Source organism: Vibrio sp. TBV020 (assembly GCF_046056895.1).
Taxonomy (GTDB): domain Bacteria; phylum Pseudomonadota; class Gammaproteobacteria; order Enterobacterales; family Vibrionaceae; genus Vibrio.
The window spans coordinates 1,352,325-1,376,393 of record NZ_JBEEAQ010000001.1 but is presented as its reverse complement, the minus strand read 5'-3'; the positions used below and the strand labels follow the sequence as shown (position 1 = coordinate 1,376,393).

Sequence of the window (24,069 nt, the reverse complement as noted above, 5' to 3'; positions counted from 1 at the left end):
TTCTCTCGTTCCTTGAATATGTGCCCTAAAAGGGGCTAAGTCTGATTCCGTCAATCGGAAACATCCTCTTCAGTATTTAAGAGACTTTTTTTTAGATAGAAAAAATTAAAACTAATTACGAGCCAAGGCCAAAAATCAATTTGAAGTTATCAAAATGTTACATGACAAGTGGAATGTCGAGTCAAAAATTTGCAGCTAGCGGCATCAACAGAATAATCAAAATAGATATACGATCTTGCTAGAGAGTAGAACTATTTGGAATCGATATAACAGTATAGAACACTATAACCAGTCAGGTGATTACCTCCCCCCTTTGAAGACCTATCACTGGATTTGACACCCTCTGATGCAGGAATAGCGTTATTGTTCATTAAGATTTGATTAATTTTTCGAACTTCTTACATTTGGACATTGCAATGAATCCACAAGCTAGGCACTCTCTTTGAGTTAAGTGCCTGTTTATTAGGAAACTCAAAATGAAAATTAAAACAACACTACTTACTACCGTTGCGCTAGGATTTAGCGGTTTCACTACTGCTGCTGTCACCATTGAAGTTCCTGACACTGTCGAAGTTCTGATTGCTAATGACACAAAGCCAGAACTGTCGGGCGGTTTTTTCTCAGCAACAAAAACTCTCACGCTTCCTGACGGAGAGAACCAAATTCTGTTTACATACAACCCATACTTTGATCAAGGTAAGGACCGTATCATTTTAGAAAGTGATCCGATTATCGGGACATTTACTGCGAAAGATGCAGAATTACAGTTTGAGCTCCCGACTTATCGCAATGAGCATGAAGGCTCGAAGAAAATTCGAAATGTAGAGTGGAGCCTCAACGACAACAATGGTAACGAAGTTGCCGTCAAGCAAGATAAGTTAGTTAAAGATGGTATGCAAATCGGCCGTAACCACCAAATTGAATTGGCGGAATACAACCGAAAAGGTGGTATTGCGGCTCTTTCAACTGCAGTAGCTGTGCCAGTAACATTGCCAGCCCAAATTCCAGCTAAAGATGGCAAAGCCTCTGACAATACGGCTGAAGAAATGCTGCATTTTTGGTACAGCAAAGCAGACGCTGAAACTCAAGCACGCTTTAAAAACTACATAAATCAGCAGTAAGACTTGTCTGCCAGCGTTATATTAACGCTGGCTGATGCTGTTTTCGACCAGTCGAAATCTGATAACACGTAGTTTGATAATCCAGCAAGCATTCAAACACCAAGCGATCAAGTTTCCCCGTCTCAACCAACTCTTGAATAATATCGAGCGTACACTCAAGCGATAGCCCTTCTCGGTATGGTCTAGATTGAGTTAACGCCTGGAACACATCGGCCACCGCGACCAACCGACTTGGCCCATCAAGCTGAGAGGCATTCAGTCCAAGGGGATAACCAGACCCATCGAGTCTCTCGTGGTGATTTGCAGCCCATTGAATGATCAAGGAATCAGCAAACATATTTTGTAAAGCATGCCTTGAATCCGTTGCATGCCTTTTAATACAGCAATACTCTTCGTCGGTCAGCGCGCTCGGCTTATGTAAAATGCTATTTGGCGTTTTAAGTTTGCCAATGTCGTGAATGAGCCCTGCCAAGTAAAGCATACGTTGAGTGCGACAGTCATAACCTAACTTCTGAGCAAGAAATTCAGCCAACTCGGCGACATGCTTAGAGTGCTGATAGGTAAATGAACTTTTTGCATCAACAATGTTTGCAAACAGTTCAGCAACTTCTATTGATTGCTCCAACCCTGTGCGATGAACTCCGAAAGGTAAGCTTGAGAACTGACAAGCAAGAGTTTCTATGTACCTTGAGTCCATAGAAAACCAAAAGTCATCACACTGAATCAGTTCCACCATGCCTGTTACCTGTCGGGGATCAAACATTGTTCCTGAGTTAGCGACAAGCTCTCCCTCAAGGTTGATCTTATTGGCCTGAGTGATGTTTCCATATGAATCTAGGGGGTAGCAGCCATGAAGATAATCCACTCGGTCAGCGATAAAAACCAGCGCTGCAAACTGCTTATCTTCTTCGCTAAGTTCATCTAAGCTTGAAAGCTCTTTCCACCATGTATGGTGGTATAAAATCGGTGTAGCGAATTCAGACAGGGGCTGACATGCCTTTAGTAACTGATAACCTTTAATGCAGTGATCTTTGGTGTTTTTTGGGGCGAACGTAGTTAGCAAACCATCAATTTCTTTGGTATCAGAGACACCACAGTCGTGGATCAAGCCAAGCGAAAAAGCTTTTTGCGCTCTTTGCTCACTCCATCCCATTTGTTGTGCACACCGATAGGCAATATACGCGACTCGGTGTCCATGATAAGTATCATCAAAGCCAACAGCATCCAAAGCATAAGCAATTTCGAAAAGAACGCGACGTAGATCGACACTTAAATCAGTCTTGGGTAATTCCATATGAAGGGTTTAGTGTTTTATAAATAATTTTTATGTCTCGGAGGGTATACGAAAGTAGTACTTATAAACCATAAATTATGAAAGGTTATTAATAGAATTGTGACTTGTGTAACGGGATGGGATATTTTCGTGCCAGAAAGAAAACTGAATCTCAGCAATACCTTATGGAGATCACTCTTCGAGTCTGTTACGTTTACCATTCCCGATATGACCATGGATGCACTATGTTTTCACAACAAATTGACGCTGATATCTCGATTGCTCTGGTACAAGAATCTTTTGCCAATCATTATTCATCTATCGTGAATAGCCAAATAGATTATTTGTCTGAATGGCTTGCATGGCCAGGGGTGTGTACTAGCGAGCAAGACTTTCGCTTTTTCATTCAAAGAGTTTTACATGAGTATGCCGACGGAAAATCGATGACCTGCGCCATCGTTTATCAAGGTACTATTGTTGGTAATTGCAGCTTTAACACGATTAATTATGATACGAAATGTGCTGAAGTAGGTTACTGGTTATCTCAACCGTATCAAGGTAAAGGCATCATTACTCGAGTGGTTAAGTATCTAATCTCTTATGCTTTTAATCAGTTAGATTTACAGAAAGTTCAACTCTCAGCAGCAGTGGACAATCTGCCTAGTAGACGTGTTGCTGAACGTGCAGGAATGACTCTTGAAGGAGTGTTAACCAATCAAGAAAAAGTGGGCGACCGAATCTTAGACCATGCTATATACGGTATAAAACGATAAAGCAATAGCTAGTTGATGTGTTGCACAGTTTTACTTTTCAGCTCAAAGATTTAGCCAACTGTATGCTAGGATTGCGCCGGATAGAAACCATGGAACAACCAACATGCCCTCAATTGTTAAGCTACTACTCGTCGTACTAGCAGTCGGCGGAGGCTTCTTCGCCAATGATATTGTGCATTGGTTTAAAGCATCTAACAGCCCAATTTCACTTGATGACTATTGCATGCTCACCACTCAACCTTGCATTGAAGATTCCATCTCCATTAGTGCCGACAAAGAAACTAGTCAACCGCTCGTCCCAACTCAGGTCGAAGTTAAATGGCAAAATAGTTCAGCGGATAACCTGATAATATCACTTCAAGGTTATGAGATGGACATGGGTACTGTGGTGTTCAAACTCAATAGCACCGGAGGCAATGCTTATACTGGGCAGGTTATCTTACCCGTCTGTACTACCGATGCCATGACTTGGTACGGCACAGTAAGCGACGGAACAACATCGATTAAAACGTCTATAAGGATGGAAAGATGAGCAAAAATTGGTCTCTTATCTTAATTGTTGCATTTGCCCTTGGATTTGGGCTAAAAAGCTACCTTGATCAACAGGAAAACGCACAAGTAACGACTTCCGACTCTTCCGTTGTTCTATATGGTGAGAACAACCAAGCCGTCTCATTGTTCGATCAAGCAGATGAGCGAATTCGAGTTGTCTACTTTGGATTTACCCGTTGCCCTGACGTATGCCCAACATCTTTGGCAATGCTCGCTGGCGCACTTAATCAAGTCGAACAGTCAACCAAAGATCACTTCCGCCCTGTATTTATTTCACTGGATCCAGAACGAGATGCTGCCGCTGATTCGTATAAGTACGCTCAGTACTTTCATCCGATGATTGAAGGCCTGTCTGCGCCGTTAGAAGTGACTAAGCCACTTGCTCATCGTTACGGTGTTATTTTCCGTAAAACAGAATTAGAAAATTCGGAATTGAAATACACGCTTGATCACAGCTCGTATTTCTACTTCTTAAAACCAGATGGCACATTAATTACTAAAGTGCCACATACTTTGACCCCAGCACCGCTCGTTGAGGCCTTTAAAACCATTACTTCAAAAGGTTAGTTCAAATGAAACTAAAAGCACTACTTTTAGCCACTTTAGTATTAAGCCCACTTGCACAAGCAAAAATGGACATCATGACCCACCACGCTTACGCTCGTGCTACACCGCCAAATGCAGCGACAAGTGCCGTATTTGCTGAAATTATGAACCGCAGTGAAAACGTTCGCTACATTGTTTCCGCATCAACTGAAGCCGCAGGTAAAGTGGAGCTTCATGATGTGCTTAAAGAAGGCGATGTGATGAAGATGCGTCAGGTAGAACAAATCGAGGTCCCTGCTAACGGTAGTGTCGAGCTAAAGCCAGGTAGCCTACACATTATGTTGTTTAACCTGAAAAAGCCGCTCGTCGAAGGTGAAGAAATTGATGTTCAGATCACCTTTGCCAACGGAGAAAAACAGACTTTCACAGCACCAATTAAGAAAGTGATGAGCGGTATGAAACACCATCACTAAACTGAACAATATGGGGTGGGCAAATGCCTACCTCTTTTGCTATGATTGCGCCGTAAACAAAACATGAACCAGGAGGAAACGATGATTGTATTACAAACCCGCCCGGCAAATTTGGTGAAGAAAGACTAAAGCAGACTATTTACTCCCTTCTCTTCCCTTCTATTTTGCCCGGTGTTAATCAAACCGGGGTCTTAAGACCCTAACGAATTATATTCATGCAGAACTTCTGCAAGTTTGGGGCAATTATGTATACCAAAGAAAACAATCCAATCTCATTAGCAACACTTGGTTGGAACAACCTTTTTCAACAACAGCTTACACTAGAAGATCTAGAGCACCAGTATGTGATCGCACGCGTCAGTGAGCACCATCGCAGTGGCTATAAACTCATAAGTGAACATGGCTTGATCGATTTAGAGATTCACAAATCCCTTCCTTCAATGGCCGTGGGTGACTGGATTCTTCTTGATCAGGAGCAGCGATTTGTCCGTTTGCTAGACCGACAGTCATTATTTCGCCGTAAAGCAGCAGGGACGAAAGTGAGTGAGCAGCTTATATCCGCTAACGTCACGACACTATTTATCGTCTGTTCACTCAATGATGACTTCAACTTGAGCCGTATCGAACGTTACTTAGCGATCGCACATGAGGCAGAAGTTGAACCCGTTATTGTTTTGACTAAAGCTGACTTAACTGACGACGACGCGGAAAAACGCTCTCAGGTTCAAAAGCTCGATCCACTACTAATGGTAGAAAGCTTGAACGCTTTAGACGTAAATGAATGCCAACGTCTGAGTGCATGGTGTAAAACAGGTAATACCGTTGCATTCATGGGCTCGTCAGGTGTGGGTAAATCCACGTTGGTTAATACCTTACTTAACGAACAGACACAGCTTACCGGCGGGATTCGTGAAGACGATAGTAAAGGGCGGCACACCACGACCAACCGTTCATTGCATTTGATGCCAACTGGCGCTGTTTTGATCGATACTCCTGGAATGAGAGAGCTTCAATTAGTTGACTGCGCCGATGGCGTAGCTGAGACATTTTCTGATGTTGAATCACTTGCATCGCAGTGTCGTTTCTCAGATTGTCAGCATATCGACGAACCGGGTTGCCGAGTACGTGAAGCTATTGAGTCTGGAGAACTAGAAGAACGACGTCTAACTAATTACCTTAAGCTACTACGTGAGCAACGACGGAATACCGCTACTCTTGCAGAACAAAGGGCATCTCATAAACAGATGACTAAGTTCTATAAGAAAGTTCAAGGTGCGAGTCGCTCTCAGAAGAAAGGCGATCGTTATTAACGGTTTAAACATTATTTTAAAGGGGCTTTATGCCCCTTTTTTCTTTATTGAAATTACCAAAACAAAACACCAGCGCAACATAAAAACAACAACAAGTACGAGTTAGCAATCTTTAATGCTAAATTTCAAATAATTCTAGACACATAGTTTCAAGGCGATAGTATACCTCCCTCAGTTTTCAATAACTGAAATGACTACAAATCTATAAAACAATTCATTGTAGGGATAACTATGCAACACAACTCACTTATTGCACGTTTTGCTCGTGGCAATCTGGTTTTGCAGATCCTAGCAGGCATCATCTTAGGTGTTGGCTTAGCGATCGTATCGCCAGAACATGCTCAAAGCGTGGGTTTACTTGGAAGCCTCTTTGTCGGTGCACTAAAAGCTGTCGCACCAATTCTCGTCTTTATTTTGGTCGCTGCCTCAATTGCCAACCAGAAAAAGAACCAGCATACCTATATGCGTCCTATCGTCGTGCTTTACCTTTTTGGTACGCTTGCCGCTGCTTTAACCGCGGTCGTACTGAGCTTCCTTTTCCCGACGACATTGACACTTGTATCTGGAGCTGAAGGGGCAACGCCACCTCAAGGCATTGCTGAAGTACTAAATACACTCCTGTTCAAACTTGTCGATAACCCAGTCAGCGCCCTAATGAACGCTAACTACATCGGTATTCTTGCATGGGCAATCGGTCTTGGCCTTGCGCTTCACCACGCATCAGCAACAACGAAAGCAGTGTTTGAAGACCTTAGCCATGGCGTATCTCAAATTGTACGTTTCATTATCCGTCTTGCACCATTCGGTATCTTCGGCTTAGTGTCAGCAACTCTTGCAACTACAGGCTTTGAAGCACTTGCTGGTTACGCACAACTTCTCGCAGTTCTGCTAAGCTCGATGGCAATCATTGCACTGATTGTAAACCCGATCATCGTCTTGGTTAAAACCGGTGAGAACCCTTACCCACTCGTTCTACAATGTATCCGTGAAAGTGGTGTAACTGCATTCTTCACTCGCTCAAGTGCCGCGAACATTCCAGTGAACATGGCTTTGTGTGAGAAGCTAAAACTTGATGAAGATACTTACTCGGTATCAATCCCTCTAGGGGCTACCATCAACATGGCGGGTGCCGCGATTACAATCACAACACTAACGCTAGCCGCAGTTCACACCATGGGTATCGAAGTCGACATCTTAACGGCGATTCTACTAAGTGTTGTAGCAGCAGTCTCAGCTTGTGGAGCTTCAGGTGTGGCCGGTGGTTCACTGTTACTTATTCCACTAGCATGTGGCCTGTTTGGTATTCCAAACGAAATCGCGATGCAAGTAGTTGCGGTTGGCTTCATTATTGGCGTGGTTCAGGATTCTGCTGAAACGGCGCTGAACAGCTCAACTGACGTAGTATTCACCGCGGCAGTTTGTAAAGCGAAGCAAAAAGAGCAAGCGTAATCTACGCCATGCTCCATAAAATCAAAAAAGGTCTAGTGTTCTACTAGACCTTTTTTATTTCTGTCACTCTTTACTTGTTCATCGTGTAACAACACTCAAGATCGTAGTCTTCCCCACCTTTACCTGTGTACGCTTTTGCTTCAGTACAGGCTTTTGGTTTGCCTTTTTCATCGCCCCTTACCAAACTAATCCAGTGGCGCATTGCTGAAATTTCAGAACTCTCTGATGGGAACATCGTACATGTCTCTAGCTGGATATCATCAATTTCAATCAGCTCTACACAACCCGTCCCTTTTTGGCCACCAAATGTCAGCTCAACATGGCTTCCTGTGCCATCGCGGAACAAAATTGACGTTGGCGTTTCTTTCTCACCGCTATAAGCAACGAATTGTTTGTTGCTCTTCAAGCCACTGTGGGTTCCATCTTTGAAGTAAGCAACTAGATGGCGGTAATCAACCATGTAAGCAGTTACTTCTTGATGAGAACCGTTTTCTAGCGGGAACATACGGTCCAGCAGTTGTTTTGCTTTGGTTTGTTTTTCTGAAGATCGCTTCGAGTTAGTTTTCTCAACCGCGAAGACTGCTTCAGCGATAAATGGTTGTTCTTGTTTTTGGATGTCTGTTTTATCGATAGTCAGCATATTCATAGTGTTTCCCTCGCGGATGTTTCACAACTTTATGTCCTAGAGCAAAGATTTCAAACTTGCGTTTAATTGTTTTAAGTTTTGTGACTTTGCTTACTTTCTATACTAGTGAATTTTTGACTACAATTTCACAACAAAAATTTTACAATGTGAATTTTACAAAATGCCAGTGTCAAAAAGCTTAATTAGACAGTCCCATTTTTTGGGTACAAAGATAAGAAACTTGAGAAAACGCAACCACTTAACGATGGAAGATCTCTCGGCGCGCTGTATTCGTGTCAACCCAGAGTACGCACCTTCAGTTTCCTACCTCTCCATGATTGAACGCGGGAAACGTGTTCCAAGCATCGATATGTTGGAAGTCATCGCCGAAGTTTTCCAAAAAGATCCGGCATGGTTTCTAGATGATGAACCCGAGCAAGCGGACATCACACCGGATAAAGGAAATCGTGGTGGAATTAGTGGTATGGCATTAGAGCCAAGTTTTCTTTTTTCCAATGACATTCTCCAAATTGCGATTCCTGAGATGCTCTCACAAACGGGCATCACAGGTCGTCAATTTGCCCACCTGCTCATTCGTGCACACCAAGAAAGCAACCAAAATCACTTTCCTGATCTAGAGCGAGCAGCCGAAGAAGTCGGATTAAAAAGACTCAACCTATCGGCTGAAGATCTTATGGATATTGCCCGCAGCCTTGGATTGACGATTAGATGGATTTCTCGCCCACCTAAAGATGTTGTCGATGAGCTAGGAGTGAGTGCAAAACAAGTTGTGACTTCATTCTTTGAGCCCCCTGGTAGCATCTACTTGAATGAAATCCTTAAACAATATCCTACTCGCCTTAAGTATGACCTCGCGGTTTATATCGGCCACTGCGTGTTGCACAGTAAAGAGGGATTAAAAAGCGTACTTTCAGTTGGACACGCAAATAGCTGGGAAGAACACAGTCAAACCTCACCAACGTCAGAATTGAACTCTCAAGACATTCTTCAAGCATGGCGAGATTTTGAGTCTAGCTTCTTTGCTGGTGCGCTTTTGTGTCCGAAAGTTCCATTTAGACAACTTCTTGATAGAAGCGGCTATGAGATTGATGTGCACCAAAAAGCTGGAGTTTCTCCATCTGTTGCTATGCGCCGAATGACTGTAGTGTCTCCGTACCCACATTGGCACTACTTTGATGCTTATGGGCAAAACAAACTTAAGGCCGTGTACCGAGGTAACGGTATCCCTTTACCATGGGGGAATATGCGTAAAGTAAATGACCCTTGTCAGCACTGGGCGGTATTTCGTCGACTTTCAGAACCTCAGCAAGGGAGTTCAGCACAAATTTCCATTCTTAATGTTGGAGATGAACCAAGAATCTATTGTTGTGAATCCGTCAATATGACCGATCCTGCTGGCAACAACCGAGTTCTGTGCGCAGGCATTGATCTGAACCCGGCAATTGATGCTCAAGGGGGTAACTCACTCGAACTTGCAGAAGAGCTTAAATCACTCTGCGTTGGCAATGGTGGTAGCGCAGCAATTCCTCGCCATATTCAGAAAGAGTTTACAACCATTGCTAAAATCCTAAATATTAATTGGATTGAACGTGGAATCCAAACGGATGCGAGGGTTATCTGTTCCCGTGGCGCTGTTTGCCCGAGAAAGCCAAGCTGTTATAACGGGTGTGAAGACAACACGAATCAAATAATCTTAAGCTAGTATTGCCATGACGTTAGAAAGAAAAAAAGCCAATCACAATATACGTGATTGGCTATATATAAGTGTGAACAAAGTAGGTTCACTAACAACGTCAGTTGGCTAGGTGACCCTCGGCTTAATAAGGGTCGATGTATACAAAGCAGAATGCGTGCCAACTTTAAAACTATTTTAAAGCGGCTGTTTTTGTTGGATTTTTATACGATTTCACAAAAACAATGCGCATAATGAATTTTCAAATTGCAAATTGCTCTATTTTACAAATCTCAACATTTGCAAAACGCGAATTAAATACTCTCTCCAAGCTCAATTTCGTAACCTAAATCAATCGTTGCTGGCCAATCATGAACTCCTTTCAGACGCTGGATCAACTGCTCAGCAGCCACACGACCAATCTCTTCACGTGGCGTCACGACAGTAGCCAATTTCGGAATCATAGTCTGGCTGATATCATGCCCATGAAAGCCTGCAATCGCCATTTGCTCAGGAACTTGAATTCCTCGACGTTGACACTCGTAAACTGCACCAATAGCTAAGTCATCGTTGGTACATACAATCCCATCTACGTCAGGGTACTGTTCCACCAACTGAGCAAGAAGTTTTGCTCCTAATGTAAATGAGGATGCCTCTTCGGTTTGTAAGCTGACCGGCGCATTGCCTGCATCCTCCATAGCTTGATAGTAACCATCCATCTTCAAACGAGTGCGTTCATCCATACGAGCGGCGAAATAAGCAATATTGTTTCGACCTTTAGCAATAATCGCCTCTGTCATTGCCTTAGAAGCTTTAGCATTATCAAATCCAATCGCTTGCTCAATCTTATCGGAGTAACTGTCCATGATCTCTACAACTGGTATCGAAGCTGTTTGCAACATTTTACGCGCTTTTTCGGTATGTACATTTTCGGACAAAATAATGGCGTCAACGTTATACGAAAGTAGAGACGCAATGCTTTTTTCTTCCAGCTCTTCGCTATAACCATAGTGTGCAATCATGGTTTGATAACCCGCTGGTGCTGTCACGGACTCTATACCTCTAATCACTTCGGCAAAAACTTGGTTGGTCAACGATGGAACAAGTACGCCTATCGCGTTGGATTTTGCGTTGGAAAGAATATCAGGAGCACGATTGGGGATGTAACCAAGATCTTCCACTGCTTGATTGATCTTATCCTTGATTGAATCAGATACTTGGGATGGATCACGTAAGCAGCGGCTAACGGTCATTTTTGTCACACCTACTCGGTCAGCGATGTCTTGTAATGTCGGTCTTTTTTTCTTATTTGCCATGACAGAGTCTTTAACTTATTACTAATGTTACTGGTAACATAATACCTATGAATTCAATGTTTTTTATTGTCGTAGGTAACAAAAAAGCGCTCACATCACTGTGAACGCTCTTTTTCTATACACTGATTTGGGTTCTTTGTTCAGCACTCCACGTGATGTGGTATTTCTTGGATTCGTCTTCGTCAATACGAGCATAGCTGTGAGCACCGAAATAGTCCCTCTGCGCCTGTAACAAATTAGCAGGGAGAATTTCACAACGCAGTGAATCAAAGTAACTCAGTGCAGAGCTTATTGCCGGCATAGGTACACCTGTTAATGAAGAGTTAGCCACAGCGGCACGCCAGCCAAATGAACGGCTATGGACTTCATTCACAAAGCGTTCTGCAAACAATAGGTTTTCAAGCTCTGAGTCCGATTGGTAAGCTGAAGTAATATCTTGTAAGAAGATCGCTCGGATAATGCACCCTGCTCGCCAAATTTTAGCGATATGAGCAAAGTCTAATGCCCATCCCTCTTTTGCGGAGGTCGCTTTCATTAAGTCGAAACCTTGCGCATAAACAGAGAGCTTAGAACAGTAAAGTGCATCATGCAGCTCAGCGATGGTTTCCTGCTTGTTGAGGCCAGAACTCGGCTTAGTGTGCGTTTTAAGTACGCTCGCGCCTTTGATTCTGTTGCTCTTTTGGCTGCTTTGAGCTCGTGCAAATACCGCTTGAGCAATCGTCGGAGCTGGCGCGCCTTCTTGTAAGCTGTTTACTGCAGTCCATAACCCAGTCCCTTTCTGGCCTGCTTTGTCCAATACCACTTCAACAAACGGCTTTTCAGTCACAGGATCGAGAGTTTTGAGAATATCCGCACTGATTTCCATCAGGTAGCTATTTAAAACTCCTTGGTTCCACTGCTCAAATACTTCACCAATCTCGTTTGCAGACATAGCCAATACATCAGACATAAAGTGGTAAACTTCACAGATGAGCTGCATATCTGCGTATTCAATACCATTATGTACCATCTTCACATAATGGCCCGCACCAGCAGGACCAAGGTAAGCAGCACATGGCTCGCCTTGTTCGAACTGACCTACAGGTAGCCCTTTATCGTCAACCTTTGCAGCAATCGCTTCCCACATCGGTTGGACATAATTCCATGCATCTTTATCACCGCTCGCCATCAGAGCAGGGCCGATACGAGCACCAACTTCACCGCCAGACACCGCAGTCGAGAAAAAGCGTAGTTTTCCGCGATACTTCAACTCACGGGCTTCAGTATCGGTCCAAAGGCTATTGCCTGTATCAATAACAATATCATCCTGCTCAAGACCAGCCGTAAGCAAATCATCAATGACTGCTTCAACGATGTTACCCGCAGGGACAGACAGTGCAATGACACGAGGTTTCACCAATGAATCTAATACTTGGTTCAAGTCTATCGCTGTAATAAAGCTACCTTTACCCGCTTGCTGAGCAAGTTCTTTCGCTTCTGCTTCTGCACGTTCACGATGCGCGTCACTGATATCAAAACCGGTCACGTTGAAGCCTTGGTCAAGAAGGTTCAGTGCAAGGCTTTTTCCCATCACACCAAGACCGATCATTGCAATATTTGATTGAGTACGGTTAGAGCTAGTCATTACTTCTGTTCCTCAAACTGGCGGATTGAGCGCAATGTATCTTCAATTACTGCTTGTGCATCTTGTGAGATATTGATGAATAGAGCTTCACTTTGCTCTGGTTCAACAAGCGCTTCAAATTGGCTTTCTAGCATTGCTGAGCCATTGAAGTAGTGATTTTGACGTGCCTTATGGCGATTCCAAATCGTATCGAAGTCACCTTGAAGGTAGACAATGACAAGCTCTTCGTTGTTCTGACGTAAAATATCTCGATACATAGGTTTCAACGCTGAACAAGCGATTACAGCTTCATCATTGTTGGTATAAACCTTGTTTAGAGTTTCCAGCCAACCAATGCGATCTTCATCAGTAAGAGGAATACCCTCAGCCATTTTGTCCACATTTGTTTGTGGGTGGTAATCATCCCCATCATGGAAAGGAAGATTAAGAGCGTTAGCGATCTCGCTACCAATCAAGCTTTTTCCGCAGCCTGAAACGCCCATTACTAAGATTTTTTTCGCTTTCATTGGACAATACTATCCTTAGCCTCCAACTTACACCGGAGGCTGTAACTATATTCTTTGGGTATTTCGAGTTATTTAGAGTGGTGGATTATTTCCACCACATCGCTAGTTCAGGGAACGCAATCACAAGGCCAAGAACCAGAACCTGCAGTCCGATAAACGGCAATAAAGATGTGAAGATTTCACCTAGCGTAATGTCTTTTGGTGCGACTGATTTCAGATAGAAGGCAGCCGGGCCAAACGGAGGTGATAGGAATGACACCTGCATGTTTAGACAGAAGACAACACCAAACCATACTGGGTCGTAGCCAAGACTGGTAATAATTGGTACGAAGATAGGCATTGTTAGTAGTGCAACGCCAACCCAGTCTAGGAACATACCTAGAACAAGCAGAATCACCATCATGATCAGCAGAGTGGCTAATGCACTACCACCACTTAAACCTAAAATCACTTCTTCTACAAAGTCGATACCGCCCATGAGGTTGTAGATACCAACCAACGCGCTTGCGCCAATACCAATCCACATGATCATGCCGCAGGTACGCATCGTCGCAATAGCACTCTCTTTCAGCATGCTGAAGTTCAGTTCACCGCGAATCGCCGCTGAAATCATAATACCAACGACACCAAGAGCAGATGCTTCGGTTACAGATGCAACACCTGTGTAGATACTACCTAGAACAGTTGCTACTGATAGCAATGGGAAAAATAGCGCCTTGAAGTAGCTCGGCTGGTTCGCCATGTCTTCTGCCATCTCTTCATCGCTCGGTAACGGTGCAAGGGATGGGTTTAACTTACAACGAATTAGAACGTAACCAATGTAACAACCAGCAAGAATAAATGCAGGTAGGAATGATGCTTTGAACAGGTCACCAATTGAAACACTTGCTGTCATACCGTAGATGATCAAAACGATCGAAGGTGGAAGCATAGTACCTAATGCACCACCAGCACAGGTCGTACCGATAGCAAGCTTACGGTCATAACCAAGACGTAGCATCTGTGGTAGTGCAAGAATACCCAGTAGAACTGTTTCGCCACCGATAACACCGGACATAGATGCCAAAAGTACCGCAACTAAAAGCGTCTGAACGGCAACACCACCACGGACTCTACGACCGACTGATTTCATCGCATCAAAAAGATCTTTTGCGATACCAGAACGGTCAAGCAATGCAGCCATTAAGACGAACATCGGAACCGCAAGGAAAACATAACCTGACGCAAAGCTGTAAGTACGACTTGCAATCAAAGGAAGTGCATCTGGGCCAAACCAGAAGAGCGTGAAAAAGATGGCTACGAAGCCCGTTACGAACGCCAGCTGCATACCGGTTAGTAGCAAGCCAATCATCATAACCAGCATGAGGATACTGCCCCATGCAATGCCAATAGAAGATAAATCAAACATCGTCTTTCTTCCCTAGACCTACAATCTCTTGGATTAGGTGCAATACAAACTGGACAACAAGAACACAAAGGCAAACAAAAATAATGCCTTTTAACAGTGCTGGGTACGGTGCGTTAAGAACCGAGCCCGAGGTTTCAAGACGTAAATCACCCCAAGGTGTAAACCAAGACTCTTGAACCATTGAATAAGACGCGTATGCCAACATACCTGCAAATGCAAGGCCGACAACATGGTGAACTAGGTTTAGGTATTTTCGAGTTTGAGCTGAAACTGAGTCATAAATAAGAACAACTCGAACGTGCTTGTTAGCCGCAAAAGCATAAATGCCACCAACAATAAATAGAGAACCACCAACAAAAGAGGCTGTTTCATGTACCCACGTTGTTGGCGCATCAAAAGCGTAACGCATGACAACTTCGTAGAATGAGATAAGTACAGTAACGATAAACAACCAACTCAATAGATTACTAATTTTAATAATGGCTCTATCAAGAATGTTACGAGGTTGCTCTTCCTGCTCTGGCGGAGTATGTGAAGTGTTATCAGTCATAATTGGGCAATCCTGAAAAAAATAGGAGGGCTTTCGCCCTCCTGAGAGAAGCTAAACAAATACGTGTAGCTTAAAGAAGACCGTTAGTCTCTAGGAACGTTGTTACAGAGTCATAAACTTTCTGTGCATTTGGTGAACGTTCTGCAAATACCTTCCACTGACCTTTTGCAATTTCACGGAACTTCTTGCGTTCTTCTTGAGACCAGTCGTGAATTGTAATCTCTGGGTTAGCTTGCGCTTCTTTAACCGCAGCTTGGTCAGCCATTTTCAGCTGAGTAGTCATGTCGTAAGAGAAGTCACGAACAGATGTAGTTAAGATTGTTTGTAGGTCAGCTGGCATCTTGTCCCACTTTTTCTGAGAGATAGAAATATCAATCAGAGGTAGAGAGTGGAAACCAGGTTGAACTGGGTGCGTGGCGATATCGTTCATGCCCGCCTTTTGGTTCGTAGAGAATACAGTGTAGTCAGCGGCATCGATTACGCCTTTGCTTAGACCGGTAAATACTTCAGAACCAGGTAGGTTAACTGGCGTCGCACCTGCTGCTGCAAATACCTGTTGCACTAGACCTTCTGGAGCACGAAGTTTTAGACCTTTAAGATCTTCCACACCGTCAATTGGCTTCTTAGAAATGAACGACTCAACACCTGTTGTCGAAGCACCAACGAACTTCACACCGTACGGCGCGTAAAGCTCAGTCATTAGCTCGTTACCACCACCATAGTTCATGTATTGAAGTAGCTGAGTGGTATCTGACCATGCACCAACCATGTTACCGATTAGGCCAAATGCTGGATCTTTACCTGAAAAGTAACCTGTCGCTGTTACTTGACCATCGAGGATACCCATCTTGATAGCGCCCAGTGTTTCTGTGTGCTTAACCACAGCACCAACTGGTAGAAGGTCGATATCAATACGACCGTTAGACATAGTTTCTACGCGCTCTGCCCAGTTTTGCTGAACTTTAAAGTTCAAATCACCTGAAGGATCTGACGATTGAATTTTAAGCGTGAAATCAGCAGCTAGTGCTGACATCGAAAATAGACCAGTAATTGAAGCAGCAAGTAGAGTTTTAGTCATTGCTTTCATAATAGGGTTTTCCTTTATTCGTTTCAGTTGTCCAATCTAGCCGAAAATGACTGCTTGGTGATCCACCGGCTGTAGTTTTTATGTTACCGGTAACGTTAGGCGCAATGTTACCGGTAACAACGCATAATTTACTATGACGGCTATCACATTTGTTATTTGCTACTACTTAAGAATTAACAAACGTTAAAGAAAGTGTGATGAAGAACACATGGCGAGACGCAAACGATAAAACAAGTGCATATCAAATCTATCGCTGACGAAACACCCAAATAGGTCCGATAAGTAAAAATTGTAGATCTTCGAAAAATGACGGCTTCTTACCTTCAATTTTGTGGCCAATAAACTGAAATAGCCACAGCACTGAGAAAAGGACGAGTGAAAACAGTAGGACAGGTACCTGCATTAGCTCTATCGACCATATCAACGATATACAAGCGAGCGTGAAACCTAACATCATTAGGAAAACACTCAGTGAGAGACGAAAATAGAATACCATGACGGGAAGAGCGGCGACCCATACCCAGTTAAGTGAAAGACCGAATAATTCAACAGAAGGAATAGACCAAATCAACCCAACCACAGATAGGAAAATGCCCGGAACTGCCACTTTATGAATTTTCTGATTGATCGGATTTTGATGGCTTTCACCATATTCACACAACCACTGAGTCAAATTCTTCATATGCACTCACTCTTACTACCATCTTTACTATTTCTATAGCATGGGTTGCAATAACTTGCCTTTTGAAAGAGTTAATTTGTGTTGTCTTTTAAGTTTTGGCGCCGCTTTTCTTCATACATACGGATATCGGCAAGGCGCAGCATATCATCAACATCTTTTAGCTCTGGCTTGTACAACGCGAAGCCCACACTCACGCTGATGGTAATTAGGTTTTGCTCAAAAATAACTGGGGTATGGCACACCGCTTTTTGCAGTTCAATATTAATCACATCGACATCTTCAACGCGGTCAATTCTCGGCAGCAGTATTAAAAACTCATCACCACCCATTCGAGCAACCAGATCAGAGGATCTTAAAACGCTTTTGAGCCGCTCAGCGGTGGCAATTAACACTTTATCTCCTGCTCCATGACCGTAGGTATCATTAATGTGCTTGAACTTATCTAGGTCGATATTGAGAATGGCGAACCGGTCTTTATGGTCACTTCTTAACGCAGCATCAAAGTGTTCACTTAACGTGTACATAAAATAACGTCGATTGGGCAAATGGGTAAGTTCATCATGAAGAGAACGTCTATTCGCCTGCGTATACAAGCGATAGGTTGCGACAAACGCGATAATTAAAACAGCCAACATAGGATAGCCAAGCATCCTGACCGCATGAACCCGATACCATGGACTATTAGCTAACAGATCCCCTTCGACTGCCGCAGCAATTGCCCAACTCCCATATGGAAAATGCACAGCTTCCACTACAAAAGCGTTGTCAAAGGTCTTTTGAAGGCCATAAAACACTTCCCCATCAATCCCCGAGCTATCAATCCCTCTCATCGCTATTCGATATTTATGCTCAAAAGCAGCAATACCGGCATCTGAAAACAGTGAATCAAGCGAAATGATGACACTACATACTCCCCAATAGGCAGTATTGTATGGTGGATCAGAGAATATCGGTACACGCGCAATAAGCCCTCGCCCTCCTTGAACAAGATTGACGGGGCCCGATATGAAAATTTCTTGGATTTTCTGAGCTTTTTTTACGGTACGCCACTGACTTGGAATGGTTCGATAATCTAATCCAATCGCCTTTTCGTTCCCTTCTAATGGGTAGATAAACTCGATCACGTCATCCGGCGCAAGACCTATCACTTGCACATGCCGACTTTTACGTAAAATGCTTGAGGCGATCAAATCCCATCCAGAAAACTCAAACTCTGGGTTTGCTGCAACTAAAGCTGAAAGGCTATTTGAAACATAAATGTCCGACACGATCGCCGCTTCGAGTTCAGAACGTACAATAGAAAGCTCTTCTTTCGCCCTTGCCAACAGGCTATCGCGAAGAAAAGACTTCTGACTTCGGTCTAGGGACTCGATTAGCCCTATTGAAAAGATAAAGACGGTCAAAAACAAAGCACTTACATAGTAATGTTTGCCTCGGTGATAGGTCATCCATCCCCCACAGCTGGTACGCAACTCTACACAACCCGAACATTGAGTTCGGCCAAATACGCGCAAATGACGGTGTTATTATTTTTATCAGTTATATAAAACGTACAATAATTTGATCAACTTTTCATCGGCAATGGATAAATTTATTGATAAGCCAACTCAATATTGTTACCTTATTTATAGTACAGCATACAATTACCCAGCCTAGCCGATGCCCACATTCACTTTCCCCTTGTTACCTCGAACAATGCTTCAGGTGATCTTTCAGCATATCGCAATAGTGATTGGCATACTTATTAGCTTCCAAGTTTCAAGCTTGTTTGAGCTTCATACTCAACGCGTTCATATTCTCTCTTTTACCGCTGGGTTTATCGCTGCTGTGTTCATTACCGAGCGAGTCAAAGCGCTACCGGCGGTTATTTTTGGCTTGTTATTTCACTACCTCTACATTTCCCAACGAGAGCCTTCTGTCGCTGTTGCGTTTTCTCTATTGTTGCCAACGGTCATCTACGTCTTCACACGCTTGCTGGTCTATCTCAATGCTGAGTTCGCTAGTAACAACTTCACCATGAAAGCCATATGCTATTTGTGCATCATGGTCGTGGTTTATCCAATCGTAATGACGGTATCAATCATCCTAGTGACTCAAGCGTTTAATTATCCCTTTATGGATGACCTTCATTACTATGGTTACGCTATTTTAAGTAGTTCGCTTACTCAGGTATTACTCACCCCAATGTTCCTTGTCCTGCTCAGCTACTTTGATACAGAGCAACGAACCTCTCTTATCAAGTTAGATAATGAAATGCGCGAGCGCGGTGAGAACCACAGCTTCTATAAACCATGGATTGCCATAAGCTCCATCATCCTACTTGCAGCATTCATTGCCGATGATTTGCTAACGCTTAATGCGCTCTGTATCATCTTAGTCCCTGTTATTGGCGTAGGGCTGGGTAGCTTTGGGTACTTACAACCAGCATTCCTAACTCTGTTTCTTAGTCTTATCAGCACCTACAGTTCTGTAAACGCCTTTGATTCGCAAGCAATTACGATAGAAACGTTTTACAGCCTTATCGCAATGCTGTTTACCATCACGAGTGTTATCTTCTTGATGATTGCTCAAGCGATCAAAAATCACCTTACATTGAAAAAAGTCATTCTTAGCGAGCGACGCGACCCTTATACCAAACTGTTTTCGTTAGCCCAGCTTCAAGATGACGTTCAGTTGACTCATCAGCCTATTTTGATTCTGATTGACCTATCGGAAATTACGCAACGTCTAAAAACACTGGGGTTAGCCGGAAAAGGAGAGCTTGTTCAGCAACTCTCTAGGCACCTGTCACAGTACAATACACTTTGCCAGCGCGCTTACATTGCCCCTTTTACGACCAGTTTGATCTATCTTTCAAACCGCTCAACGGCCAACCCAAACCAACTTCATGTATTGCATGATCTGGTCGCTAATTTTTCTTTTGAGTGGCAAGAGCGTTCTATCAAGATCCTTAATCCGAAGATCATTCACGGAGATATTCCTTTAGAGCAAGATATAGGTCTGACGGTATCTGAGTTGTGTTCATACTCCGGTAAACGTCAAACCTTTTTATCTGTTGTGGAAGTTGAGTTATCCAGTGAGCAGTCAAACGATATCTCTAAATTGAGCCAAATTCAGTCGGCATTCGACAATGATGCGTTCGAACTCTATTGCCAGCCATACCGAAGCTTACAAGAATCAAATAGCGCGCTCTCATTCGAAGTCTTGCTCCGATTACCGAGCAGCACGGGTAACGTACTCGCTCCTGCTGAATTTTTTCCTCTAATCCATGAGTTTGGGCTAGAAGTTGAACTTGATAAGTGGGTAATACACCACACATTCAAAACGCTTCACCACTATGTTAATGATTGGAATCAGATCGAAATCTGCTGCATTAACCTGACAGCTCAGGCGCTAACTCATGTAGACTTAGACAAACAAATCGTTGATACAGCAACTCTTTATCAGATTCCGCTCAATAAAATTTGTTTCGAAATTACCGAAAGTAAGCCTCTCGACGATGAGCTCCAAGCCTCGATCAATATCTCAGCATTACAATCCCAAGGATGTAAGATCGCACTTGATGACTTTGGTACCGGCTATGCGTCATTTGATTACTTACGCCGCATCCCAGTTGACGTGTTAAAAATCGATGGTTCTTTTGTCGAACAAATAGACAAAGACGAAACCGACAAGGCAATTGTTAGCAATATCAGTCATATAGCACAAAGTATGGGTTTAAAAACCGTTGCGGAGTTTGTTGAGTCTGAATGCCATGCAGAGATCTTAACTTCACTCAATATCCATTACGGGCAAGGTTATGGTATCGCCAAGCCAAGACCACTAGCAGAGGAGCTATCTTCCCTCTACCCAAAACCTAAAGTTATCGGCCTCGCTTAATAACTAACCCATTGCTCACAATAGTACTCTAAAATTCTGATAGTGTTATAGGTAGATTGGTATAACTGCCGAAAAGGGTGACATCATGCGCGGAAAGTTTCTCGCACTATGCTTAGGGCTAGCGATTAGCCAGACATCATTAGCAGCAACACAGACAGAAAGTTTTGCTGCTTCTGCTGACATTATTCGCACCACATACGAGACTCAGCTCTATACACTTCCCGCTTTCAAAGAAGGCCACTATGGCTTACGTATGTATCGACAGACCCTCAATCCAAAGTACTCTGCTGCGGTTTGGAGTGATATGGCGAGAGTCGCGAGTAAACTCAATAAATTTGCCCAAGAAGTCTATACACCAGAACAAATCCTCCTTTACTCAGAAAAGCGCCTTTCAGCCTATAACGATGACACTGATGAACGCAGTGTGAGACGCTATACCGTCACTAAGCACATGCCTGAATATATCTACCTTGGCGTCGACTTACTTGGTTCAATGGCAAGAGCCAATGAATATGGTTTGAAACACAGAGAGGATCAAAAGCTACGCCAAGTTATTCGTCGTTACGATTTTGAAAAGTACGCCACCGACCCTGAAATGATCAAAGCCTGGGCTGCACAGCTTGCAAACCAAGTCTTTTGGCTACGACAGCTCGGAGAACAAGATGTCGTTACACCTTTCATTGATACGTTCAGAGAAACTTATCCTGACAACCAAGACAAGAAGCTCTCTAAGCAACAATACGGCAATAAACTTTATGGTTTAACACACATTATCTTTGCAGAATCTGAGTACTATCAGCATCAGGTAGACGAGAAGAAGTATCAATGGATTTATGACTACTTCCGCGAAAACATTGATACGATCTTGCTGAGGGCAAAAGAAGACGTGATTGCTGAAGTAGGGATCAGTTTCCTTCTCGCTGGCTTAGAGAATGATTCAGTGGTTGCAAAAACCCGCTCTGCTATTCAACAATCGATCGATACAAACAAAGGGATGATCCCTTCCGTGACAGGCGACTTTGATATTACTTACGGTGAACACCGAAACGTACTCGCGATTATGTTACTCGATTGGAAGAGCGTAAACGAAGCCCCAACTATAACATCGACCCCAAAGGTGTTTAGCAGCCTACCCTACGGCCTAGTCGCCCAGTAACCAATAGAAACAAAGCTCCTTAAACACTTAAGGAGCTTAACATTATCATCTCGCGGCGAGCGCTCTACCCTGGCGAGCACGATAGATTGGGAACAATACAACAAACGCATTGGCAACCACGATTAGCATCAATCCTAAACACTGAGTGACACTGTAACTGACATTATAGAATATAGTTTGCCATAGAGCGGTAAATAGAAGATTGGTAAACACAAGCGGAGCAAGCTGAGAGCCTGTTTCAGCTAAACGATACGCCTTAGAACGGAAAACCTGAGTGTTGATGATCAACATCGAAGTCAATAACAACACCACTATTAGCCATTCCCAACGTACTACGGTTAAATCCACCAGCGTCTCAAATGACTCGTAACTGAACCCTACAAACGGCAGTAGCACAATTCCAGCCAGTAAAAACGTCCAGTAATTTATCTCAAGCGCAGACAAATTCGATTTGCTAACTCGGTACAGGGTCAACTGAGAGCCAGCATTAAACAAGCCGGCTGCTAACCCCACAACCAACTCAGGTCTAAATGACATATCAGAGAGGTCACCAGCCAGAAGTAATACTCCTAAGAAAGTGGCAATAAGTCCAGCTACCGACGTCCACTGAAGGCGCGTAGAATATATAAGCCTTTCTAACACCGGAATAAACAGTGGCCCCGTGCCAAAAAGCACAATACTCTCGACTAACGAAAGGTGTATCAAAGCATAAATAAAACAAATCTGACAGCTCGCAATACAAATGGATCTAATCAAAATTGTGTTGAGCTGGCGACGTTCTGGTAATTTCACTGGCAGTCTAAAAACAAGCAATATCAGGATGGCAGGCACTATAAACCTAAGGAAACCTAATAGAGCAAGATCAATATATTGACTCAAAAATTTGGAAAGCAGTCCCGTTAATGACAGACTAAACGTTGACGCTAACATGAACAACAATGGGTACAACTGATTCGGCATACATCCCCCCTTATGCCGATGAGTGTAGGCGGAGCTTAGAGAAATTAAAACTGAGTTAAATTGACAATATTAGTAAGAAAAACTTACAGATGAAAAAATTCGCTTCTGCACCATTAAAATCATTGTACGCTTTCATCGCAGTCGCTGAGACAGGGAGCATGACTGAAGCTGCTAATCAACTTCATGTCAGTCACTCTGCTATCAGTCAATCGATTAAGTCACTAGAATCTTATCTAGGACAATCCCTTTTCAACCGAGTAGGACGAAATATAACGCTCAATGCTCTCGGTCGAAGCTACTATAAAAAAGTAGCACCACCTCTAGAACAAATCACCCGAGCCACACAACAATTCGTTGAGGAAAAGCAATCCCACCGACTGACGCTAAACATGGTCAATTCACTCGCTATGCATTGGTGGATACCTAGAGTACATAAACTCAATCAGTATGCGCCAAACCTTGATATCCGAATCTCCACACTGATCGGTCAGTTTGTGATGGAAAACGAAGGCGTCGATATCGCGGTCATTCATGGACACACCGATGACTGGCAAGACTATTATTGTGAAAAGCTAGCCGATGACGAGCTCATTATGGTGGCTAGTCCAGAGATAGCACAAGGGCAGCAAGATCCTATCGCTCTACTTGAGAGTCATCCAGCAATCATTGTGACCAATGATCGGCGTAAACATGACTGGGAAATCTGGTGTAATCAGTATCAGCATGACATACCTGATCCGGTGAACAATTTAAAATTCGGTGCATCAATTCAAGCCGTACAAGCAGCGACACGCCAGCTAGGAGTATTTGTCACCCACCGCATTTTTGTCAGAGAGGAAGTGAAGCAAGGCTATTTAGTTGAAGTGGGAGAGCCTGTCCTGAATCCTTATCAAAACTTCTACTTTGCCTGCGAACCCAACAAGCTAAAAAATGAAAATGTACTCTTGCTAAGAAGCTGGATACGAAACGAATTCAAAGCAGAACCTGAATAAACATTAGAACAATTAGCTATAAATACTGAGTTTTTAATCACTAAGCTGTATAACGTAAGACGTCTGGTAAACGTCAAAACTCCAACACTAAAGC

General features: G+C 43.3%; 22 protein-coding genes. 11 read left to right on the top strand and 11 right to left on the bottom strand.

Going from position 1 to position 24,069, the window contains the following annotated elements; genetic code table 11:
* The first annotated feature begins 476 nt into the window (after positions 1 to 476).
* Complete coding sequence (locus tag AAFX28_RS05910; RefSeq protein ID WP_408686524.1) at positions 477 to 1,121, top strand: DUF2057 family protein; 645 nt, start codon at positions 477 to 479, stop codon at positions 1,119 to 1,121.
* A 16-nt stretch (positions 1,122 to 1,137) separates the two neighbouring features.
* Here the strand turns inward: AAFX28_RS05910 and AAFX28_RS05905 are convergent, their stop codons facing one another.
* A complete protein-coding gene (locus AAFX28_RS05905; RefSeq protein WP_408686522.1) occupies positions 1,138 to 2,415 on the bottom strand; it encodes an HD domain-containing phosphohydrolase in 1,278 nt (425 codons plus the stop codon).
* A gap of 224 nt (positions 2,416 to 2,639) precedes the next feature.
* Here AAFX28_RS05905 and AAFX28_RS05900 point away from each other — a divergent pair, with 224 nt between their 5' ends.
* The 6 genes from AAFX28_RS05900 (at position 2,640) to sstT (ending at position 7,497) form a co-directional block, all read left to right on the top strand.
* On the top strand, positions 2,640 to 3,167 hold the full coding sequence (locus tag AAFX28_RS05900; RefSeq protein ID WP_408686520.1) for a GNAT family N-acetyltransferase: 528 nt from the start codon (positions 2,640 to 2,642) through the stop codon (positions 3,165 to 3,167).
* Positions 3,168 to 3,270: 103 nt separating this feature from the next.
* Entirely contained in the window at positions 3,271 to 3,699 is a 429-nt protein-coding gene (locus AAFX28_RS05895) for a hypothetical protein (protein WP_408686519.1), read from the top strand.
* Positions 3,696 to 4,286 (top strand): SCO family protein, encoded by a 591-nt coding sequence (locus AAFX28_RS05890; protein ID WP_408686517.1) that lies wholly within the window; start codon positions 3,696 to 3,698, stop codon positions 4,284 to 4,286. The genes AAFX28_RS05895 and AAFX28_RS05890 overlap by 4 nt, the downstream gene beginning before the upstream one ends.
* A gap of 5 nt (positions 4,287 to 4,291) precedes the next feature.
* Positions 4,292 to 4,738, top strand: coding sequence for a copper chaperone PCu(A)C (locus AAFX28_RS05885; protein WP_408686515.1), 447 nt, complete (start codon positions 4,292 to 4,294; stop codon positions 4,736 to 4,738).
* 245 nt (positions 4,739 to 4,983) lie between these two features.
* Positions 4,984 to 6,048 carry a ribosome small subunit-dependent GTPase A gene (rsgA, locus tag AAFX28_RS05880; RefSeq protein WP_408686513.1) on the top strand — a complete coding sequence of 355 codons (1,065 nt, stop codon included), beginning with the start codon at positions 4,984 to 4,986 and terminating at the stop codon, positions 6,046 to 6,048.
* Positions 6,049 to 6,279: 231 nt separating this feature from the next.
* Positions 6,280 to 7,497: a serine/threonine transporter SstT gene (gene sstT / locus AAFX28_RS05875; protein ID WP_408686512.1), complete on the top strand. Its 1,218-nt coding sequence runs from the start codon at positions 6,280 to 6,282 to the stop codon at positions 7,495 to 7,497.
* Between the two features lie 70 nt (positions 7,498 to 7,567).
* On the opposite strand, the gene AAFX28_RS05870 is transcribed toward sstT, so the two are convergent.
* A complete protein-coding gene (locus AAFX28_RS05870; RefSeq protein ID WP_408686510.1) occupies positions 7,568 to 8,143 on the bottom strand; it encodes a hypothetical protein in 576 nt (191 codons plus the stop codon).
* A gap of 160 nt (positions 8,144 to 8,303) precedes the next feature.
* On the opposite strand from AAFX28_RS05870, the gene AAFX28_RS05865 reads away from it, so the two are divergent.
* Entirely contained in the window at positions 8,304 to 9,845 is a 1,542-nt protein-coding gene (locus AAFX28_RS05865) for a DUF3612 domain-containing protein (RefSeq protein ID WP_408686509.1), read from the top strand.
* Positions 9,846 to 10,129: 284 nt separating this feature from the next.
* On the opposite strand, the gene gntR is transcribed toward AAFX28_RS05865, so the two are convergent.
* The 8 genes from gntR to AAFX28_RS05825 form a co-directional block, all read right to left on the bottom strand.
* Positions 10,130 to 11,131 carry a gluconate operon transcriptional repressor GntR gene (gene gntR, locus AAFX28_RS05860; protein WP_408686507.1) on the bottom strand — a complete coding sequence of 334 codons (1,002 nt, stop codon included), beginning with the start codon at positions 11,129 to 11,131 and terminating at the stop codon, positions 10,130 to 10,132.
* A 115-nt stretch (positions 11,132 to 11,246) separates the two neighbouring features.
* Positions 11,247 to 12,755, bottom strand: coding sequence for an NADP-dependent phosphogluconate dehydrogenase (gene gndA / locus AAFX28_RS05855; RefSeq protein WP_408686505.1), 1,509 nt, complete (start codon positions 12,753 to 12,755; stop codon positions 11,247 to 11,249).
* A complete protein-coding gene (locus AAFX28_RS05850; RefSeq protein WP_408686503.1) occupies positions 12,755 to 13,261 on the bottom strand; it encodes a gluconokinase in 507 nt (168 codons plus the stop codon). The genes gndA and AAFX28_RS05850 overlap by 1 nt, the downstream gene beginning before the upstream one ends.
* 85 nt (positions 13,262 to 13,346) lie before the next feature.
* On the bottom strand, positions 13,347 to 14,669 hold the full coding sequence (locus AAFX28_RS05845; RefSeq protein WP_408686502.1) for a TRAP transporter large permease subunit: 1,323 nt from the start codon (positions 14,667 to 14,669) through the stop codon (positions 13,347 to 13,349).
* Positions 14,662 to 15,219, bottom strand: a complete 558-nt coding sequence (locus AAFX28_RS05840) for a TRAP transporter small permease subunit (protein WP_408686500.1) — start codon at positions 15,217 to 15,219, stop codon at positions 14,662 to 14,664. Before AAFX28_RS05840 ends, AAFX28_RS05845 begins: the two co-directional genes overlap by 8 nt.
* Positions 15,220 to 15,289: 70 nt before the next feature.
* Entirely contained in the window at positions 15,290 to 16,306 is a 1,017-nt protein-coding gene (locus AAFX28_RS05835; protein ID WP_408686498.1) for a TRAP transporter substrate-binding protein, read from the bottom strand.
* A gap of 247 nt (positions 16,307 to 16,553) precedes the next feature.
* Complete coding sequence (locus AAFX28_RS05830) at positions 16,554 to 16,988, bottom strand: DUF962 domain-containing protein (RefSeq protein WP_408686496.1); 435 nt, start codon at positions 16,986 to 16,988, stop codon at positions 16,554 to 16,556.
* Positions 16,989 to 17,059: 71 nt separating this feature from the next.
* Positions 17,060 to 18,436, bottom strand: coding sequence for a diguanylate cyclase domain-containing protein (locus AAFX28_RS05825; RefSeq protein WP_408686495.1), 1,377 nt, complete (start codon positions 18,434 to 18,436; stop codon positions 17,060 to 17,062).
* A 247-nt stretch (positions 18,437 to 18,683) separates the two neighbouring features.
* Here AAFX28_RS05825 and AAFX28_RS05820 point away from each other — a divergent pair, with 247 nt between their 5' ends.
* A complete protein-coding gene (locus tag AAFX28_RS05820; protein ID WP_408686493.1) occupies positions 18,684 to 20,867 on the top strand; it encodes an EAL domain-containing protein in 2,184 nt (727 codons plus the stop codon).
* An 85-nt stretch (positions 20,868 to 20,952) separates the two neighbouring features.
* Entirely contained in the window at positions 20,953 to 22,023 is a 1,071-nt protein-coding gene (locus AAFX28_RS05815; RefSeq protein WP_408686491.1) for a DUF3541 domain-containing protein, read from the top strand.
* Positions 22,024 to 22,068: 45 nt separating this feature from the next.
* Here the strand turns inward: AAFX28_RS05815 and AAFX28_RS05810 are convergent, their stop codons facing one another.
* Positions 22,069 to 22,953, bottom strand: a complete 885-nt coding sequence (locus AAFX28_RS05810) for a DMT family transporter (protein ID WP_408686823.1) — start codon at positions 22,951 to 22,953, stop codon at positions 22,069 to 22,071.
* Positions 22,954 to 23,072: 119 nt separating this feature from the next.
* Between AAFX28_RS05810 and AAFX28_RS05805 the strand changes: the two genes are divergently transcribed.
* Positions 23,073 to 23,975 carry a LysR substrate-binding domain-containing protein gene (locus tag AAFX28_RS05805; RefSeq protein ID WP_408686490.1) on the top strand — a complete coding sequence of 301 codons (903 nt, stop codon included), beginning with the start codon at positions 23,073 to 23,075 and terminating at the stop codon, positions 23,973 to 23,975.
* The last annotated feature ends 94 nt before the right edge of the window (positions 23,976 to 24,069 follow it).

Bases quoted from the DNA above. Each gene is read 5' to 3' on its own strand.
- AAFX28_RS05865 (WP_408686509.1), top strand. From the start codon at position 8,304: ATGCCAGTGTCAAAAAGCTTAATTAGACAGTCCCATTTTTTGGGTACA.
- sstT (WP_408686512.1), top strand. From the start codon at position 6,280: ATGCAACACAACTCACTTATTGCACGTTTTGCTCGTGGCAATCTGGTT.
- AAFX28_RS05805 (WP_408686490.1), top strand. From the start codon at position 23,073: ATGAAAAAATTCGCTTCTGCACCATTAAAATCATTGTACGCTTTCATC.
- gntR (WP_408686507.1), bottom strand. From the start codon at position 11,131: ATGGCAAATAAGAAAAAAAGACCGACATTACAAGACATCGCTGACCGA.
- AAFX28_RS05830 (WP_408686496.1), bottom strand. From the start codon at position 16,988: ATGAAGAATTTGACTCAGTGGTTGTGTGAATATGGTGAAAGCCATCAA.
- AAFX28_RS05910 (WP_408686524.1), top strand. From the start codon at position 477: ATGAAAATTAAAACAACACTACTTACTACCGTTGCGCTAGGATTTAGC.
- AAFX28_RS05900 (WP_408686520.1), top strand. From the start codon at position 2,640: ATGTTTTCACAACAAATTGACGCTGATATCTCGATTGCTCTGGTACAA.
- AAFX28_RS05815 (WP_408686491.1), top strand. From the start codon at position 20,953: ATGCGCGGAAAGTTTCTCGCACTATGCTTAGGGCTAGCGATTAGCCAG.
- AAFX28_RS05895 (WP_408686519.1), top strand. From the start codon at position 3,271: ATGCCCTCAATTGTTAAGCTACTACTCGTCGTACTAGCAGTCGGCGGA.
- AAFX28_RS05870 (WP_408686510.1), bottom strand. From the start codon at position 8,143: ATGAATATGCTGACTATCGATAAAACAGACATCCAAAAACAAGAACAA.
- AAFX28_RS05820 (WP_408686493.1), top strand. From the start codon at position 18,684: ATGCTTCAGGTGATCTTTCAGCATATCGCAATAGTGATTGGCATACTT.
- AAFX28_RS05835 (WP_408686498.1), bottom strand. From the start codon at position 16,306: ATGAAAGCAATGACTAAAACTCTACTTGCTGCTTCAATTACTGGTCTA.
- AAFX28_RS05845 (WP_408686502.1), bottom strand. From the start codon at position 14,669: ATGTTTGATTTATCTTCTATTGGCATTGCATGGGGCAGTATCCTCATG.
- AAFX28_RS05885 (WP_408686515.1), top strand. From the start codon at position 4,292: ATGAAACTAAAAGCACTACTTTTAGCCACTTTAGTATTAAGCCCACTT.
- AAFX28_RS05840 (WP_408686500.1), bottom strand. From the start codon at position 15,219: ATGACTGATAACACTTCACATACTCCGCCAGAGCAGGAAGAGCAACCT.
- rsgA (WP_408686513.1), top strand. From the start codon at position 4,984: ATGTATACCAAAGAAAACAATCCAATCTCATTAGCAACACTTGGTTGG.
- AAFX28_RS05890 (WP_408686517.1), top strand. From the start codon at position 3,696: ATGAGCAAAAATTGGTCTCTTATCTTAATTGTTGCATTTGCCCTTGGA.
- AAFX28_RS05905 (WP_408686522.1), bottom strand. From the start codon at position 2,415: ATGGAATTACCCAAGACTGATTTAAGTGTCGATCTACGTCGCGTTCTT.
- AAFX28_RS05825 (WP_408686495.1), bottom strand. From the start codon at position 18,436: ATGACCTATCACCGAGGCAAACATTACTATGTAAGTGCTTTGTTTTTG.
- AAFX28_RS05810 (WP_408686823.1), bottom strand. From the start codon at position 22,953: ATGTTAGCGTCAACGTTTAGTCTGTCATTAACGGGACTGCTTTCCAAA.
- gndA (WP_408686505.1), bottom strand. From the start codon at position 12,755: ATGACTAGCTCTAACCGTACTCAATCAAATATTGCAATGATCGGTCTT.
- AAFX28_RS05850 (WP_408686503.1), bottom strand. From the start codon at position 13,261: ATGAAAGCGAAAAAAATCTTAGTAATGGGCGTTTCAGGCTGCGGAAAA.